Annotated in this window: 13 protein-coding genes and 1 pseudogene; 11 read left to right on the top strand and 3 right to left on the bottom strand. The window is 70.6% G+C overall.

Going from position 1 to position 17,122, the window contains the following annotated elements:
- The first annotated feature begins 16 nt into the window (after positions 1 to 16).
- Both ABI385_RS04695 and ABI385_RS04700 read left to right on the top strand, forming a co-directional pair.
- Positions 17 to 1,318 (top strand): polysaccharide biosynthesis protein, encoded by a 1,302-nt coding sequence (locus tag ABI385_RS04695; RefSeq protein ID WP_348102583.1) that lies wholly within the window; start codon positions 17 to 19, stop codon positions 1,316 to 1,318.
- The gene (locus tag ABI385_RS04700; protein WP_348102584.1) at positions 1,315 to 2,244 is read left to right on the top strand and encodes a glycosyltransferase; all 930 of its coding nucleotides are present in this window, start codon (positions 1,315 to 1,317) and stop codon (positions 2,242 to 2,244) included. Before ABI385_RS04695 ends, ABI385_RS04700 begins: the two co-directional genes overlap by 4 nt.
- 21 nt (positions 2,245 to 2,265) lie before the next feature.
- Here ABI385_RS04700 and ABI385_RS04705 read toward each other — a convergent pair whose 3' ends face one another.
- Entirely contained in the window at positions 2,266 to 2,925 is a 660-nt protein-coding gene (locus ABI385_RS04705; RefSeq protein ID WP_348102615.1) for a VTT domain-containing protein, read from the bottom strand.
- A gap of 59 nt (positions 2,926 to 2,984) precedes the next feature.
- Between ABI385_RS04705 and ABI385_RS04710 the strand changes: the two genes are divergently transcribed.
- The 7 genes and pseudogenes from ABI385_RS04710 to ABI385_RS04740 all read left to right on the top strand — a co-directional run bounded on the left by ABI385_RS04710 (position 2,985) and on the right by ABI385_RS04740 (position 10,818).
- Positions 2,985 to 3,686 (top strand): TrmH family RNA methyltransferase, encoded by a 702-nt coding sequence (locus ABI385_RS04710; protein WP_348102585.1) that lies wholly within the window; start codon positions 2,985 to 2,987, stop codon positions 3,684 to 3,686.
- A gap of 143 nt (positions 3,687 to 3,829) precedes the next feature.
- Positions 3,830 to 5,494: an HAD family acid phosphatase gene (locus ABI385_RS04715; protein ID WP_348102586.1), complete on the top strand. Its 1,665-nt coding sequence runs from the start codon at positions 3,830 to 3,832 to the stop codon at positions 5,492 to 5,494.
- Between the two features lie 102 nt (positions 5,495 to 5,596).
- Positions 5,597 to 6,622, top strand: coding sequence for a class II fructose-bisphosphate aldolase (gene fbaA, locus ABI385_RS04720; protein WP_348102587.1), 1,026 nt, complete (start codon positions 5,597 to 5,599; stop codon positions 6,620 to 6,622).
- Positions 6,623 to 6,693: 71 nt separating this feature from the next.
- Positions 6,694 to 7,035: pseudogene (locus ABI385_RS04725) on the top strand (DUF3151 domain-containing protein).
- Between the two features lie 249 nt (positions 7,036 to 7,284).
- Complete coding sequence (locus ABI385_RS04730; protein WP_348102588.1) at positions 7,285 to 8,172, top strand: hypothetical protein; 888 nt, start codon at positions 7,285 to 7,287, stop codon at positions 8,170 to 8,172.
- A gap of 19 nt (positions 8,173 to 8,191) precedes the next feature.
- Positions 8,192 to 9,514 carry an adenylosuccinate synthase gene (locus ABI385_RS04735; protein ID WP_348102589.1) on the top strand — a complete coding sequence of 441 codons (1,323 nt, stop codon included), beginning with the start codon at positions 8,192 to 8,194 and terminating at the stop codon, positions 9,512 to 9,514.
- Entirely contained in the window at positions 9,511 to 10,818 is a 1,308-nt protein-coding gene (locus ABI385_RS04740) for a glycoside hydrolase family 32 protein (RefSeq protein ID WP_348102590.1), read from the top strand. Before ABI385_RS04735 ends, ABI385_RS04740 begins: the two co-directional genes overlap by 4 nt.
- Before the next feature lie 57 nt (positions 10,819 to 10,875).
- On the opposite strand, the gene ABI385_RS04745 is transcribed toward ABI385_RS04740, so the two are convergent.
- Both ABI385_RS04745 and ABI385_RS04750 read right to left on the bottom strand, forming a co-directional pair.
- A complete protein-coding gene (locus tag ABI385_RS04745; RefSeq protein WP_348102591.1) occupies positions 10,876 to 13,101 on the bottom strand; it encodes a UvrD-helicase domain-containing protein in 2,226 nt (741 codons plus the stop codon).
- Positions 13,102 to 13,351: 250 nt separating this feature from the next.
- The gene (locus ABI385_RS04750; RefSeq protein WP_348102592.1) at positions 13,352 to 14,386 is read right to left on the bottom strand and encodes a LuxR C-terminal-related transcriptional regulator; all 1,035 of its coding nucleotides are present in this window, start codon (positions 14,384 to 14,386) and stop codon (positions 13,352 to 13,354) included.
- 500 nt (positions 14,387 to 14,886) lie between these two features.
- On the opposite strand from ABI385_RS04750, the gene purD reads away from it, so the two are divergent.
- Positions 14,887 to 16,179 (top strand): phosphoribosylamine--glycine ligase, encoded by a 1,293-nt coding sequence (purD, locus tag ABI385_RS04755; protein ID WP_348102616.1) that lies wholly within the window; start codon positions 14,887 to 14,889, stop codon positions 16,177 to 16,179.
- Positions 16,176 to 17,120 (top strand): phosphoribosylaminoimidazolesuccinocarboxamide synthase, encoded by a 945-nt coding sequence (locus ABI385_RS04760; RefSeq protein ID WP_348102593.1) that lies wholly within the window; start codon positions 16,176 to 16,178, stop codon positions 17,118 to 17,120. The genes purD and ABI385_RS04760 overlap by 4 nt, the downstream gene beginning before the upstream one ends.
- The last annotated feature ends 2 nt before the right edge of the window (positions 17,121 to 17,122 follow it).

Raw genomic sequence — 17,122 nt, forward strand, 5'->3', positions numbered from 1 at the left:
TCCGGCGCGAGCTCCCATGGTGCTGCGGCGGCTGACCGGTTTCACGCTGCTGCCGCTGCTCTCGCTGGTCACGCCGTTCCTCCTGCTGCCCGTCGTGGCCCGGGTGTCCGGTCCGGCCGGATGGTCCAGCTTCGTTGCGGGACAAGCGATCGGCACGATCGGTGCCACCGTGGTGTTCTGGGGGTGGAACGTCATCGGACCGGTCCTGGCGGCTCGCGCCGGGGATGTCGAGGCGAGGACCGAGGTGTATGCCGTCAGTCTCCGGACCCGCTATCTCCTCTTGATCGTGGTCGTGCCCGTCGCGGTCGTCGTGAGCGCCCTGGTCGCCACGACGGGACATCGCGTCGACGCGGCCGCGATGGCCGCCGCGACGACCCTGCTCGGGCTGTCGCCGTCGTGGTTCGGCATCGGTGTCGGCAACCCCTGGTTGCTGTTCTGGTACGACACGCTGCCACGCGTCGCCGCCGCGGTGGCGGCCGCCGCGCTCGTCTGGCTGACGTCGCTGGTGTGGGTGTACCCCGTGCTGCTCGCCGTGGCGGTGGCCGGTTCGCTGAGCGCGTTCCGGCGTCGGCACGTCCCCGGCGCCCGTGGTGCGCTGGTCTCGCCGTGGCCGGTGGCCCGGTCGCTGGGCGACCTGCGGCTGCACCTGGGCACGGCCGGCATCAACCTCGCGGCGACTGCGTATGCCTCGACGCCGGTGCCGATCGCCACAGTGGCGCTGCGCGCCGAGGTGTCGTCCCGGTTCGCCTCCGCCGACTCGCTCTACCGTTTCGCCCTGTTCACGGTGACGGCCCTGGGCAACGCGTTCCAGGGGTGGACGTTGGAGGAGGACTCCGAGCAGCCCGTCGACCGTCGACCTCGGCATCGCGCGGCCTGGTCGGCTCATCTCGGGCTGGGCGTCGTCGGAGCGGTCGCTTTCGCGACACTTGGTCCGTGGGCGACAGGGCTGTTGTTCGGGTCGGCGGTGCAGGCCCCGCGTGACGTCTGCGTCTACTACGGGGTGGCGTTCCTGTTCCTCAGCGCGAGCAGCCCCGCGATCCGCAACGTGTTACTGCCGACCGGGCGGGTACGCCTGGTGTTCGGATGGACGCTCGCCTCGGCTGTCGTCGGGCTCGCGCTGATGGGAGCGGCGGCCGCCTCCGGCTGGGTCGCCGGGATCGCGCTCGGGATGGCGGTGAGTGAGGCGCTGCTGTTCGTCGGTCTGCTCGGACCGGCCCTGCGCGCCCTCGCCTCGACCGGACTCACAAGCTCACGAGTTCCGAAGGTCGCGGCGGACGAGAACTCGCAGACATCAGAGTCCGGTCGGGAGGAGGGGTGAGCGGGGTCGAGGGGGGCGTCGCGGGGGGCGTTGGCGGGGGCAGCGGGGTTGATCGGGCAGCGGTAGTCGCCGTGGTCGCGGTCCACGACCCTGGACCCGGGCTGGTCGACCTCGTCTCCGACGTAGTGGCTCAGGTGGGTCGCGTCGTGTTGGTCGACGACGGGTCGCGCACCGGTCTCGAGGTCGTCGAGGGGCTGCGCGACCGCGTCACGCTGGTCCGGCAGGCCAACGCGGGAGTGGCCGCCGCCCTCAACGCCGGGATCGCGATGGCCCTCAGCGACCAGGCCGACGCGGTGCTCACCCTCGACCAGGACTCCCGCGTCCCACCGGGTTATGTCGCCGCTGCGGTCGCGACCTGGCAGGAGGCGGGGCGTCGAGGCATACCGGTGTCTGCGGTCGCCCCAGCCTCCTACAGCGGACACCCGGCGCCGACCGCGGGACGCCTCCACGGACATGCCGTCGCGTTCGACCCCATGCAGTCCGGGCTGCTGGTGCCGACGGCGACGTTCCGCGCGATCGGGCTCCTGGACGAGGGATTCGTGATCGACGGGGTCGACTCCGAGCTCACGGCCCGCTGCCTCACCTCCGGCCTGGTGCCCGTGATCGCGCCCGGATGCGAGCTCGGCCACGGTCAGGGCGACCGGCTGCCGGTCACCCTCGGTGGCCGGCGGGTCACGCTGCGTGGGCAGCCCCTCTCCTACAACCAGCACTCCCCCGATCGCGTGTACTACATGGCCCGAAACGGCACGGTGCTCACCCGCCGGTATGCCCGTAGCGAGCCGCGCTGGGTCGCTCGCCGGCTCGCCGAGGAGGCTCGCGCCCACCTGCTGCGCCTGACCTTCAGCCCCGACCGTGGGCAGCTGGTCCGCGCAGCTCTCGAGGGAGTGCGGGACGGCGTCCGGGGGCGTTATGGCGCGAGGCCCTGAGACCCGCTCGGGGTCGGCGGGTCAGCTCGTCGACTCGTCCAGCTCGTCCGCCAGCGCCTGGGCCAGCTGTCGCCGGTGCCGCCACCACTCGAACGCCACGGGCACCAGGGACACCGCGACGACCAGGAGAACCGCCACGTCGAGCTTGTCCTGAAGCACCGGGAACGCCTGACCCAGGAAGTACCCGAGCAGGGTGACGGCAGCAACCCACAGTGCCGCGCCCACCGCCGACCAGACAAAGAAGCGTCGCCGCTCCATCCGGCCGACCCCCGCGACGACTGTGACGAAGGTCCGCACGACCGGGACGAACCGGCCGATGACCAGCGCCTTGTTCCCGTGCTTCTCGAAGAAGGCGTGTGTCTGGTCGAAGTACTTCCTCTTGATGAACCGGCCGTCTCGGTTGTAGAGCGACGGACCGACGGCGCGGCCGATCTCGTAGCCCGACACGTTGCCGAGGAACGCCGCGACGAACAGCAGCACCAACGCCAGTCCGAGGTTGATCGGGAGCTTGCCGGTCGCGATGAAGAGCCCGATCGCGAACAGCAGCGAGTCCCCGGGCAGGATCGGGAAGAGCAACCCGCACTCGATGAACACGATGGCCAGGCTGACCCAGATCAGCGCGGTGCCGTAGCGGTCGAGCAGGAAGTTCGGGTCCATCCAGTCCGGACCGAGGGAGTGCATCACGGGGACCACGGTATGCGGTCCGCCTGTCCCTCGGTTGTCACGACTACCGTTCGAGCGTGCCCGACAGCGATCATCCGCAGGCTCGTGAGGTGGGAGTCGGCCCGTATGCCGGCCCCGACTCACCACACCCGGCTGACGACCGTCTCGACCCCGACCTACTCCGGGACGGCGACCGCCGCAACGTCGAGGACCGCTTCCGCTACTGGCGGCACGACGCGATTGTCGCGGACCTGGATGCCCGGCGGCACGACCTGCACGTAGCGGTCGAGAACTGGGGCCACGACTTCAACATCGGCTCCGTCATCAGAACTGCCAACGCCTTCAACGTCAAGGCGTTCCACATCGTCGGCAAGCGTCGCTGGAACCGCCGGGGAGCGATGGTCACGGACCGCTACCAGCACGAGCTGCACCATGCGAGCGTCGCCGACCTCGTCTCCTGGGCTGCGACGGCTGCGACGGCTTCGACCGCGGCGATGGCGGGACCGGGGGAAGCCGAGCCCCGCATACCGCTGATCGGCATCGACAACCTGCCCGGGTCGCAGCCCATCGAGACCGCGTTCCTGCCGCGTGAGTGCGTCCTCGTCTTCGGTCAGGAGGGGCCGGGGCTGAGCGCAGAGATGAGGGACGCCTGCGACGTCGTCCTGCACATCACCCAGTTCGGTTCGACCCGCTCGATCAACGCCGGCGCCGCAGCCGCCGTCGCGATGCATACCTGGGTCCGGCAGCACGTCTTCGGGCAGCCTGTCGATTCGGGCTGACCAAACGTCCATCCCGGTCGTTGAGGACCACTCAACAGCGGTGACTCAGGCCCAGCCCGAACACCCTGGGTCAGGCGGTATCCCCAACGCGGACAGGGGAGTACGTTCTGGCGTTGTCAACCCCCCGAACCTGTGGAGACCCCATGCGTCCAGCCCGAACCCCTGTCCGTCGGCTCAGCATCGCGCTCGCGGCAACCGTCCTCACGCTCACCGGCCTCGTAGCCACCTCCACGTCAGCCTCGGCGCTCGACGCAGCGAACCCCGGTCCCACCACCGCGACCGCCACCCCACTCCGACCGCGCATCGAGTTCACCATGGCCGCGGACGGGTCGAGTGGTGCGACGCAGGGGGGCGCTGGGATCCCCAACATCGACTCGGACAAGAAGACGGTCTACACCTACTACGGCGATCCGGGCACGGGTCACGCGAACATGACGAGCTCGCCGTACATCACCGAGATGGCCTCCATCGCGGCCACCCAGACCGCCGGGCTGAAGGCCGCCTATGACCAGGCCGTCAGCAAGGGCCAGAAGCCGGCGATCGTCCTCGACACCGACGACACCACGTTGATGACCTATGACATGGAGGTCGCGGCGATGCACTTCAACTTCGACCCCGTGCTCCAGAACACCTGGGTGCAAGAGCAGCTCTTCCCCGCCACGCCGTCGATGGTCCAGTTCGCCAACACGGCCGCGGCCATGGGATACACGGTGTTCGGGCTGACCGGCCGCAACGACGACCAGAAGGCGGCCACGGTCGCCAACCTCTCGAAGGTCGGCTACGACGCCTTCACTGCCGGCAACTTCTACACCAAGTGGACGGGCGTCGGCGCCTCCCAGCAGCCGGCCTACGTCACCTGCGCGGCCGTCAAGTGCACGACGGTCGAGTACAAGGCGTCGACCCGCAAGCACATCGAGAACGACCTCGGCTACACGATCGCTCTCAACGTCGGTGACCAGTGGAGCGACCTGCAGGGCGGGTTTGCCGGCAAGACGGTCAAGCTGCCTAACCCCACCTACTACCTCCCGTCGACCAACCTGCCGGGTGTCTCCGAGCCCAAGCTGGCCCCGCGGTCGCACTTCTGGATGAAGCCGGACGGCTCCAGTGGCGCTGTGCAGAGCGGCGAGGGGATCCCCAACATCGACTCGGTCAAGAAGACGATCTCGACCTACTACGGGGACCCCGGGACCGGCATCGCCGACAAGACGGCCTCTCCCTACATCACCGAGATGGCGTCGATCGTGCGGAGCGAGATCCCGCGGGTGGCCTTCGACTGCTTCGTCGGTCGCCTGAACCACAAGAACCCCGCGGTCATCCTCGACACCGACGACACGACACTGTGGACCTATGACATGGAGGTCGCGGCGATGCACTTCAACTTCGACCCCGTGCTCCAGAACGTCTGGGTACAGGACGAGCGTTTCCCGGCGACCCCCCACATGGTCAGCCTGGCCCGCGTCGCGCAGCTGGCCGGCTGCACGGTGATCGGTCTGACCGGCCGCAACGACGACCAGAAGGCCGCGACGCTGGCCAATCTCGCCAGGGTCGGTTACCCGGCGTTCACCGCAGCGAACTTCTACACGAAGTGGACGGGCGTGGGGACCTCGCAGCAGCCGGCATACATCACCTGCGCTGCGGTCAAGTGCACGACGATCGAGTACAAGTCGCAGACCCGGGCCCACATCGAGGCCAAGGCCGGCGGCAACTACGACATCGTCGCGAACTTCGGAGACCAGTTCAGCGACTTGCTCGGTTATCACGCCGACCGCACGATCAAGCTGCCGAACCCGACCTACTACCTGCCGTAGGTAACTGCAGGACAGCTCGCTGCGCCCCGTCGTCCCCGTGGAAGGATGGCGGGGCGCAGCCGTTGCGCCCCCCGAGCCGTTCCATGAAGGAGTGCCTGACCCATGCCGATCGCCACGCCCGAGGTCTACGCCGACATGCTCGACCGTGCGAAGGCCGGTTCCTTCGCCTATCCCGCGATCAACGTGTCGTCCTCGCAGACGCTGAACGCCGCGCTCAAGGGGTTCGCCGACGCCGGCAGCGACGGCATCGTCCAGGTGTCCACGGGCGGCGCGGACTACCTCTCCGGGTCCTCGGTCAAGGACATGGTCGCCGGTTCGCTGGCTCTCGCTGCCTACGCCCACGAGGTCGCCAAGAACTACCCCGTCAACATCGCACTGCACACCGACCACTGCCCGAAGAACAAGCTCGACGGGTTCGTCCGGCCCCTCCTCGCGGCCTCCACGGAGCGCGTCAAGAGCGGTGGGCTGCCCTACTTCCAGTCGCACATGTGGGACGGCTCGGCGGTCCCGCTCGAGGAGAACCTCCAGATCGCGCGCGAGCTGCTGGACCTCTGTCAGACGGCCAAGGTCGTCCTCGAGGTCGAGATCGGCGTTGTCGGCGGCGAGGAGGACGGCGTGGCCCAGGAGATCAACGACAAGCTCTATTCGACCCCCGAGGACGCCATCGCGACGGCGACCGCGCTGGGCACCGGGGACAAGGGCTACTACATGACGGCGCTGACCTTCGGCAACGTGCACGGCGTCTACAAGCCGGGCAACGTCAAGCTGCGTCCGTCGGTGCTCAAGGAAGCTCAGGACGCCGTGCACGCACAGTTCTCGACCCCGGACGACAAGCCCTTCCACCTGGTCTTCCACGGCGGTTCCGGCTCGACGCCCGAGGAGATCTCCGAGGCGGTGGACTACGGAGTGGTCAAGATGAACGTCGACACCGACACGCAGTATGCGTTCACGCGTCCGGTCGCGGGATACATGCTTAGCAACTACGAGGGCGTCTTCAAGCTCGACGGCGAGGTCGGCAGCAAGAAACAGTACGACCCGCGCGCCTGGGGCAAGGAGGCCGAGGCCGGCATGGCCGCACGCGTCCTCGAGGCCTGCCAGAACCTGCGCGCCGCCGGTACCCACGCGTGAGCCTCACCCCGGACGGCAGCCTGCTGGGCATCCCCGAGACGCGGCTGCCGGTCGACCCGGCGGCGGCGGCCATGGCCGCCGGTGAGGAAGCTGCCGCGACGGCCGCCGCATACCCCACGTAGTCGTTGGCCTGGGCGGTGCTCGCCGAACAGGCTCTCGATCGCGACCGGCCGGTCGAGGCCTACGCCTATGCACGCACCGGTTACCACCGCGGCCTGGACGCTCTGCGCCGGGCGGGCTGGCGAGGTCAGGGGCCGGTGCCGTGGTCGCACGAACCCAACCGCGGGTTCCTTCGAGCGCTCGGGGCGCTGCACCGCGCGGCCCGGGCCATCGGTGAGCACGACGAGGAAGCTCGGACGGGCACGTTCCTGCGCGACTCTTCTCGCGAGGCTGCGCAGGCGCTCGGCGTCTGAGACGCCCCAACGTCTGACCCGGACCTCGACCGCGGGGCTCAGGCCGGATGAGGGCGGGGTGGACCGGGGAATGGACCCCCGATTGTCCATCCCCCGGCACCTGCCCCCCTTGTGGGCAGCGGACCGCATCGAAGGTGGTCCGCATCGTTCGGCGCCATCCCCAGAAGGCTCCGAGCGACCGATGTCATCCAATCACTGCCGTTCGCTGTGGCGGTGGTCAGACGATGCCAATGGCCGTAAGATGCCAAAGTGTCTCACTCTGCGGGCGGCGGATCGGCTGTCGGCGACCCCAGTCCGGCCACCACGGTCCCCCGCTCGACGCTCCTCGATGAGGATCCCCGCGAGACCATCTCGCGGGTCCTCACCCGTGAGGAAGACCGGCTGGCCCGCCGCCGCGCCGAACTGGCGGAGATGCGCAACGCGCTGGTCCGCCTGCACGCCGTGACGGTGTCGGACGAGATGCCCGCGGTCGCCCCGATCACCGTCGAGGTGGCACCCGCCCTGCTGCGGGTGCTCACCGACGAGACCACCGGTCCGGTGCGCAACGCCCTGATCTCCACCTCCGTGGGGTCCGGCCTGTCCCCGGACTACGCCGCGCACGCCAAGGACTCGATCCGCGCGGGCCACGTGCAGCGCACCCTCTACGACGCGTCGATCTTGGAGCAACCGCAGGGGCGACAGTGGGCGGCGGACTGGGCCGCGGCAGGGGAGCAGCAGCGGATCCTGGCCGGGGTGCCCAGTGAGTTCGCGATCTATGGTGACTCCGCGGTCGTGGCGGTGGAGTCCTGGGGCGACCCGGAGGCGGACTACGTCGTCGTCCGCCACCCCATGATCGTGCAGGCGTTCGTCCTGCTGTTCGACGAGCTCTGGGCCAGGGCCGCTCCCATGCCGACGGCGCGGTCCTCGGACCGCAGCGACGACGACCACCTCCTGGAGCTGCTCGGACGCGGTCTCAAGGACGAGGCAATCGGGCGCTACCTCGGCTGGAGCCTGCGGACCGTGCGCCGACGGGTGGCCCGGCTCATGGACGACCTTTTCGCCGACACCCGGTTCCAGCTCGGTGCGCAGGCAGTGGCGTCGGGGCGGCTGGAAGCGGATACCCTGTCGCCGCGCCGCGTTCCGCGCGGCCGCGGATGACGCAAGCAGGGAGGCGCGGATGCCGGCGATCGTTCTGGTCGGTGCGCAGTGGGGCGACGAGGGCAAGGGCAAGGCCACCGACCTGCTAGGCAGCAGCCTCGACTACGTCGTGAAGTTCAACGGCGGCAACAACGCCGGCCACACGATCGTCATCGGGTCGGGCGCGGCAGCCGAGAAGTATGCGCTCCACCTCCTCCCGAGCGGCATCCTCACCCCGACCTGTACGCCGGTGATCGGCAACGGGGTGGTCATCGACCTCGGGGTGCTGTTCCAGGAGATCGACGGGCTCGAGGGCCGTGGCGTGGACACCTCCAAGCTGGTCGTCAGCGCGAGCGCCCACGTGATCACGCCCTACAACCGGGTCCTCGACCGGGTGACCGAGCGGTTCCTCGGGGCGCGCAAGATCGGCACCACCGGACGTGGCATCGGCCCGACTTACGCCGACAAGATGTCCCGGACCGGCATCCGCATCCAGGACCTGTTCGACGAGAACATCCTGCGGCAGAAGGTCGAGGCTGCCCTGGATGTGAAGAACCAGCTGCTCGCCAAAATCTACAACCGGCGCGCGGTGCAGGCGGAGGACGTTATCGGCGAGCTGCGGTCCTACGTCGACCGGCTGGCCCCGATGGTGCGGGACACGTCGCTGCTGCTCGAGCAGGCCCTTGACCGCGGCGACACCGTCCTGCTCGAGGCGGGACAGGCGACGCTGCTGGACGTGGACTTCGGCACCTACCCGTTCGTCACGTCGTCCAATGCGACCGCCGGCGGTGCGTGCACCGGGTCCGGCATCCCCCCGACGAGGATCGACGGGGTCATCGCGGTGCTGAAGGCATACACGACCCGGGTCGGCGAAGGCCCGTTCCCCACCGAGCTGGACGACGCGCGGGGTCAGTTCCTGCGCAAGACCGGTGCCGAGTACGGCACCACGACGGGCCGCCCGCGCCGCTGTGGCTGGATGGACACGGTCATCGGTCGCTACGCCACCCGGATCAACGGGGTGACCGACTTCGTCCTCACGAAGCTCGACGTGCTCACCGGTCTCGACACGGTGCCGATCTGCGTCGCCTATGACGTCGACGGCGTCCGGCACAACACCATGCCGGTGAACCAGAGCGACTTCCACCACGCGGTCCCGGTCTACGAGGAGCTGCCCGGCTGGTGGGAGGACATCTCGTCGTGCCGGTCCTACGACGAGCTGCCCGAGAACGCCCGCCGCTACGTCGAGCGCGTCGAGTGGCTGGTCGGTGCGCGGGTGTCGGCCATCGGAGTGGGGCCCGGGCGCGACGCGATCATCGAGCGGCACGAGATGCGGCCCGCCCGAGGATTCGCCGGACCCGCGTGACCGGTGCACCACCGGCGTACCACCTCCGGCCGCGACGCGGTTGGCTGAACGACCCGAACGGCGTGGTGCACTGGCGGGGGCGCTGGCACGTCTTCTTCCAGCACAACCCGCGCGGCCCGTGGCACGACTCGATCGTCTGGGGCCACGCCAGCAGCGCCGACCTCGTCGACTGGACCGAGCACCTGGTCGCGTTCTCCCCGGTTGCCGACGGGCCTGACGCAGGCGGCTGTTGGAGCGGCGTGGCCGTGGTCGACGGCGACCGGGTGGCGGTGGCCTACACGGGCGTCCGCACCAGTGCGGTGGACACGACGATCTGCGTCCGGTATGCCTCCGACGATGCTCTCGACGCGTGGTCCGCTCCCGTCGTGGCGGGGCTTCCTCCGGGCGGGGTGCGGGAGATGCGCGACCCGTTCGTCTTCACGTGGGAGGGTCGGCGATGGGCGCTGCTCGGGGCCTGGCTCGAGTCCGGGCCGGGCCTCCTGCTGTGGTCCTGCGACGACCTCGACTCCTGGCGGTTCGAACGGGTCTGGCTGACCTCGCAGGACCCGCTTCTCGGCCCCCTCGCGCCTGCCGACATCTGGGAGTGTCCGCAGCTGGTCGAGGTCGACGGCTCGTGGGTGCTGCTGGTCTCGCTCTGGGCGGCTGGTGTGCTGGATCGGGTCGTCTACGCGGTCGGTTCGCTGTGCACCGACGTCGACGGCCGGCCGGAGCTGGTGACGACATCCGGCGGCCTGGTCGACGGCGGATCGTCCTTCTACGCCCCGCAGGTCCTGCAGGACGCGCCCGGCGGGGGGCCGCTGCTGTTCGGCTGGGTGCGCGAGGACGGCGCGGACGCGGCCGCCTCCCCGGAGGCCGTGGCGGGCTGCCTCACCTTGCCGAGACGGCTCGGTCTGGACGGCGGCCGTCTCGTGAGCTGTGTGGACCCGGCGGTCCGGACCCTGTTCGGCCCGATCGACGCGATCCCCGCGGACGGCGCGCTGCCGGCGCAGGCATACCTGCGGGTGGGTCGTGAGGACGCGCAGGGGGTCATCCTGGCGGGGGTCTCTCTCGTCATCGAGGTCCCCGTTGGGGCCGAAGCCTGGCTCGACGGCGAGGTAGCCGAGGTCTACCCAGTAGACGGGCCGCCGCGCACCTACCGCGACCCGGGGACCCAGATGTGGACGCTCAGCTGGGCCGGCGACTCCACCGACTCGACCGACTCGACCGGCTCGACCGGCTCGACCGAACTCACGTTCTCTCCGACCGGACTCATGTTGTTGTCGGTTTCAGGCGCAGCAGAGGCGCCAGAACCGACAAACGTGTGAGTTCGGTGACGAAACGGGCAGGAGCGGCCCTGGGCAACCCACGTAGACCGACTCGAGTCAGCGCAGGACGGTCATCCGGTGCGCAGCGCGCGTCATGGCGACATAGAGCACCCGTGTACCTCCGGGTGACTCGGCCACGATCGCGTCCGGGTCGACGATGACGGTCGCGTCGTACTCCAGGCCCTTGGTAGACATCGGGTCGACGACCAGGACGCGCTCCGAGCCGTCGACGCCGCTGAGCCCCTCGAGGCGGGCCGCGTGGACGGCCGGGGTGATGACGGCCACGGAACCCTCGACCTCGTCGAGCAGGTCGTCGACCGCAGCCTGGACTGCCGCGCGCACGTCGTCCCCGAGGGCCCCGTCCACGGGGTCGACACCCGTCTCACGCACCGCGTCCGGGATGTCGGCGTCGGGGACGCTGCGCCGGATCATCGTGGCGGCGTAGTCGAAGATCTCGCGCGCGTTGCGGTAGTTCGTGTCCATGTGGAACAGCCGTCGTGGCTGCGTCCCGAACGCCTCGTCCCGGGCGACCAGCGACTCGGCGCCGTCCGGCCATGAGCTCTGGGCGGCGTCCCCGACGACCGTCCAGGAGGCATACCGGCCGCGTCGCCCGAGCATCCGCCACTGCATCGGCGACAGGTCCTGCGCCTCGTCCACGAGGACGTGGGCGTACTCCTCCGGTCTGCCGACGCGCCCCACGAGCAGCCGGTCGCGGGCGCCGGCCGGGGTCACCGTGTAGCCCTGGTCGACCCGCGCGGCCCGCACGGGTTGCACTTCAGTCACGCCGTATGCCTGGGAGTCGTCGAGCTCCTCGATCTCGTAGAAGTCACGCTCCTCGCGCGGCGGCTCCTGGACGGGGCCGAGCCGCGACGAGACGTCGTCGACGAGCGCGGCGTCGGCGACCGACCAGGTGCCGGTCGACAGGGCCGCCTGCATCGACTCTCTCAGGACCGTCGTCTGGTCGGCGTCGAGGATCCCGGTCGTATAGCGGGCGACGCGCTCGCTGTCGGCCAGCCACAGCAGCACCTCGCGCGGGTCGAGCTGCGGCCACCAGCTCTCGAGGAACACGGCGACGTCGAGATGGTCGACGAACCGGTCGACGAACTCCTCCCGCTCGGGATGACCGCTCTCCCGGTACGCCGCTTCGGCGAGCAGCTGCACCGCAGCGTCGCGGGCGAGGTTGCGCTGGTGCTGTCGCAAGGCCCGGCTGCGGACCTGGTCGAGCACCGGCCGGGGCAACCGGATCGCATGCCCGGCGACGAAGGCGCGCAGCTCCTGCGGACCGTCGGGGACGGCGTCCCGCGCGGCCCGCGAGAGGACCTGGCGGATCAGCAGCGAGCCCTTGACGGCTGCTGCGGCGGGGGAGTCCAGCCGTTCGGTGCTCACGGCGTCGACCACGTCGCCGAGCGAGCGCAGCGTCACGGTCTCTTCACCGAGGGAGGGCAGGACACGCTCGATGTACGACGTGTACGCCGCCGACGGGCCGACCACGAGGATGCCGCCGGACTCGTAGCGGCGCCGGTCGGAGTAGAGCAGGTAGGCGGCGCGGTGGAGGGCGACGACGGTCTTCCCGGTGCCGGGGCCTCCGGTGATCTCGGTGATGCCGCGGGCCGAGGCCCGGATCGCCTCGTCCTGGTGCCGCTGGATGGTCGCGACGATGTCGCGCATCCGCGGTCCGCGCGCCCGCGTCAGCGCAGCCATCAGAGCACCGTCACCGACGACGACCAGGTCGTCCGGCGCGTCAGCGACCATCAAGTCGTCCTCGATGCCCACGACGTCGGAGCCCTTGCAGCGCAACACTCTTCGACGCAGTACGCCGAGGGGCTCGACAGGAGTCGCACGGTAGAACGGGGAGGCAGCCGGGGCCCTCCAGTCGATGACGAGTGGTTCGTAGTCGTCGTCGCGCACGCCGAGGCGGCCGATGTAGCGGACCTCCCGCTCCGGGTGGCCATCGCCGGAACGGGACCCGAGGACATCGGGTTGGGATCCGTTGCCGGCGTCCGTTATGGGTGCAGGTGCAGGTGCGTGGTCGATGTCGAGACGACCGAACACGAGCCCCTCGTACTGGCTTTCCAGCGCGTGACGCCGACGGACCGCGTGGAGCACGAGGGCGTCACGCTCGAAGAGGCCGGTCAGCTCCTCGTCGCGAGCCTGGCCGACCCGCTCGGTGCGACCACGAGCGAGCCCGTCGGCCTCGACCAGACCGGCCCGCTGGCCGGCCTTGGCCAGCTCGGCATAGACGAGGTCGACGTGGCTCTGCTCGGTCGCGATCTCCTCGGCCACGACGGCGGCAGAAACCTCTGAGGGGGACGCTGAGGGGGACGCTGAGGGGGACGCTGAGTTGGGCGCTGTCACACACTCCGCCTGGGGTCGGGGACGTGGTCGACCACTGACGTGGCGGCCGCGAAGGAACGAGCAAGTCTAGTCCGGAGACCAAGGTCGTTCGTCACGGCGTCCGGGCTGCGGGCAAGGTCGGGGCGTTCGCGGACCGTGACACCCGAGCGGTCATACCTCTAGCCGGCTCTCCATCCGGTCAGAGCCACCCTCGGTGGACTGCCTGCACCGCCGCCTGGAAGCGGGTCTGGGCGCCCAGCCGTTCCATCAGAGCTCGTACCCGGCGTTCGATGGTGCGCTGGGAGAAGCCGGTCTGCCGGGCGATGGCGGCGTCGGCCACCCCCGCGGCCATGAGTCGCAACACGGTGGCGTCTCGGGCATCCAGTCCGGAGGCGCCGTCCTGACGACCCATCGGGGTCGCCAGCTCCCAGAACTGGTCGAACATCGCTGCCGCCGCCGCCACGGCGCCCTGGATGTGGCCGATCAGCCCGTGCGGACCACCTTCCCACGTGGACCATTCGAGGAGGCAGGTCGCGTCGTCGACGACCACGACCGACAGGGGTATGCCGGGCAGGAACCGCTGCGCCTCACCCCCGTCGACCCGGGCTTCGAGCGCTTCGACCGCGCCGGGCAGCTCGAGCACGCGGGCGTCCCAGACGGTCTTCATGGTCACGGGCCGCCCACCCGCGCCGACACTGGGCTCGCGGTGTGACGCCAGCGGGGAGCGGACCAGGTCGCGGGATCGGCGGGTCATCGCCCGCATCGAGCGGACGCTCGTGCGGGCGAGGGACACGGCCTCGCTGGTCGCGGCGGCGACGTCCTCGAGGTCCATCAGCACGCGTACGCCGGTCTGGGGTCCCGGGTCCCTGGCCCGAGCCGCGTAGTAGATCCGGGACAGCTCGTCCGCGGCCGCGCGGGCCGCGCTTGCCCGCCGCTCGAGCTCCAACGCGTGTCGCGGCATCGTCGATATCGGCGACGGCACCTCGAGCGAGCCGTCGTCGCCCCTGACGATCAGGCCGCGGCCGACCAGCGAGTCCAACGCCGGGTCGAGGCGGGCCGCCGGGATGCCCTGCGCGAGCATCAGCTCGCGGGTCGGGCTCGGCATCCGGATCAGCGCGAGGTAGACGCTGGTCGGGTCGTCGGCGCTGGCCTCGGACCAGCTGGGACCCGGGACGTCCCGGACAGACGGGCCGGGCAGGCCGACTCCCGCGGAGGACTGGCGGACAGTGGACAACGGTCTCTCCTCGGCGGCGGCTGTGAGCGCCGCTGGCGCGGCGATGGCTGGATCGGGCCTGGAAGGGTGGCGGAATACCGACACTGACCGTACTCCGCCAGTCGCTGCCTTTACTCCGGCCCGGGGATTTGCCATTGTGGGGGTGTCGGTTGCGATCGACACTGCTCCGCAGCTGCGGGTCCCCCTCCTTAGCGGCGCGGTGCGAGACGCGCGGTGTTCCCGGGTGATTGTCCCCCCTGCCTCCCGGGAGCACCGCGCCCCGCGTTTCGGGCCCGAGGGCCCTCCTCGCGGATCGCGTCGCCCCAGGACCCACCGGGAGCACGGGATAACAGCGTGCCCCGCGTTTCGTCGCGACCCGGCCCGCTCAGCACACCTGGCGTCGCTCAGCACACCGCATACCGTGGGCTGAGCGCAGGACCGTGTGCTAAGCGCAGGACCGTGTGCTGAGCCGGTGCCGCGGCAACTCCGCAGCGGCCCCTACAGTGGTCGCCGTGCCCGCCCTGGTGATCCTCGTCGTCGGCTCGGGAGCGCGCGAGCACGCGCTCGTGCGGGCGTTGTCCCGGGACGAGACCGTCGCCGCGGTCATCGCCGCGCCGGGCAACCCTGGCATCAACGCCGTCGCCCGCTGCGAGCCCCTGACCGACGTCTGTGACGCGGCCGCGGTCCTCGAGCTGGCTCAGCGCTACGACGTGGACCTGGTCGTCGTCGGCCCCGAGGCGCCCCTCGTCGCCGGGGTCGCGGACGCGCTGCGGGCTGCGGGCATACCAGTCTTCGGACCCTCGGCCGCCGCTGCCGCCCTCGAAGGCAGCAAGGCGTTCGCCAAGGAGGTGATGGCCGCGGCCGAGGTGCCGACGGCGATGGCGCACGTCTGCACGACCGCGGCGGAGGTGGACGACGCTCTCGGCGCGCTGGGCGCCCCCCACGTCGTCAAGGAGGACGGGCTCGCTGCCGGCAAGGGCGTCGTCGTGACGGACGACCTCGCCGAGGCGCGCGCCCACGCCCTCGCGTGCCTGGCCAGGTCGGGTGGCCGAGTGGTGGTCGAGGAGTACCTCGACGGGCCGGAGGCCTCGGTGTTCTGCATCACCGACGGTACGACGGTGCTCGCGCTCCCGGCGGCGCAGGACTTCAAGCGCGTCGGCGACGGCGACGAAGGTCCGAACACCGGGGGGATGGGCGCCTACGCGCCCCTCGACTGGGTCCCCGACGGGTTCGAGAGGGATGTCGTCGAGCGGGTGGCCCAGCCGACGATCGACGAGATGCGCCGCCGCGGGACCCCGTTCGTCGGCACGCTCTACGTCGGTCTGGCGCTGACCTCACGCGGGCCGAAGGTGGTCGAGTTCAACGCCCGGTTCGGCGACCCCGACGGCCAGGTCGCGCTCGCCCGGCTCCGTACCCCGCTCGGCAACCTGCTCCACGCCGCAGCAACCGGCACGCTCGACGAGGTCGAACCGCTTCGGGTCGACCCCGGGTATGCCGTCACGGTGGTCGTCGCGTCGGCGGGCTATCCCGCCGCACCGCACACCGGTGACCCCGTGACCGGCATCGACGACGCCGTCGAGGTCGACGCGGGCGACGGTGAGGTCTACGTCTTGCACGCCGGCACCGCGCTCGACGCCCAGGGCACCTTGGTGTCGTCGGGTGGCCGGGTTCTCGACGTGGTCGCCACCGCGGCCACTCTGGACGAGGCGAGGCGCGCGGCATACCGGGCCGTCGACCGGATCCACCTCGCCGGTTCGCACCACCGCAGCGACATCGCGCTGGACGCCCAGCAAGGCGCGGTGAGCGTCCCGTGACCGCTGCCCCGTCACAGGCGCCCGAGCTCCCGGGCTTCGCGCCGGTCTACTCCGGCAAGGTGCGCGACCTGTATGCCCCGCTCGACGGCTCAGGTGTCCCGCGCGAGGACGTGCTGCTGCTCGTGGCGTCCGACCGGCTGTCGGCCTTCGACTACATCCTCGCGACCCCGATCCCCGACAAGGGGGCGGTGCTGACCCAGCTCTCACTCTGGTGGTTCGAGCAGCTCGAGGACGTGGTGCCCAACCACGTCGTCTCGCTCGACGTCCCCGCCGAGGTCGCCGGACGGGCGACGCTGGTCCGGCGGCTCCAGATGGTGCCGGTCGAGTGCATCGCGCGGGCCTATCTCACCGGGGGTGGGCTCGAGGAGTATGCCCGGGTGGGCTCGGTCTCCGGGGTCCCGCTGGCGAACGGGCTGGTCGACGGCGACCGACTCGCCGAGACGGTCTTCACGCCGACCACCAAGGCACCTGTGGGGGAGCACGACCTGCCGATGACGACCGACGAGGTCGTCGACCTCGTAGGCGCGGGCGTCGCGGAGCGGGTCGACGTCATGACCCGGCGGATCTTGGCTCGCGGCAACGAGATCGCCGTCGAGCGCGGCATTATCATCGCCGACACGAAGGTGGAGTTCGGTCTCGACCTGGCTGGCGACAGGAACAGCGCGAGCGGCTCTGCAGGCTCCGGACCCGCCATCGTGCTCGCCGACGAGGTGCTCACGCCCGACTCGTCGCGGTTCTGGCCGGCCGACGCCTGGGAGCCGGGCCATCCACAGGAGTCCTTCGACAAGCAGTACGTCCGGGACTGGCTGACCTCCTCCGCCAGCGGTTGGGACCGCCGTTCGGGCGAGCCGCCGCCGCCCCTGCCCGAGGACGTCGTGGCACGCACCCGCGCGAAGTACGTCGAGGCGTACGAACGGCTGACCGGCCGCCGGTTCGGCTGAGC

The sequence above is a fragment of the Lapillicoccus sp. genome (assembly GCF_039935575.1).
Taxonomy (GTDB): Bacteria; Actinomycetota; Actinomycetes; order Actinomycetales; family Dermatophilaceae; genus Lapillicoccus.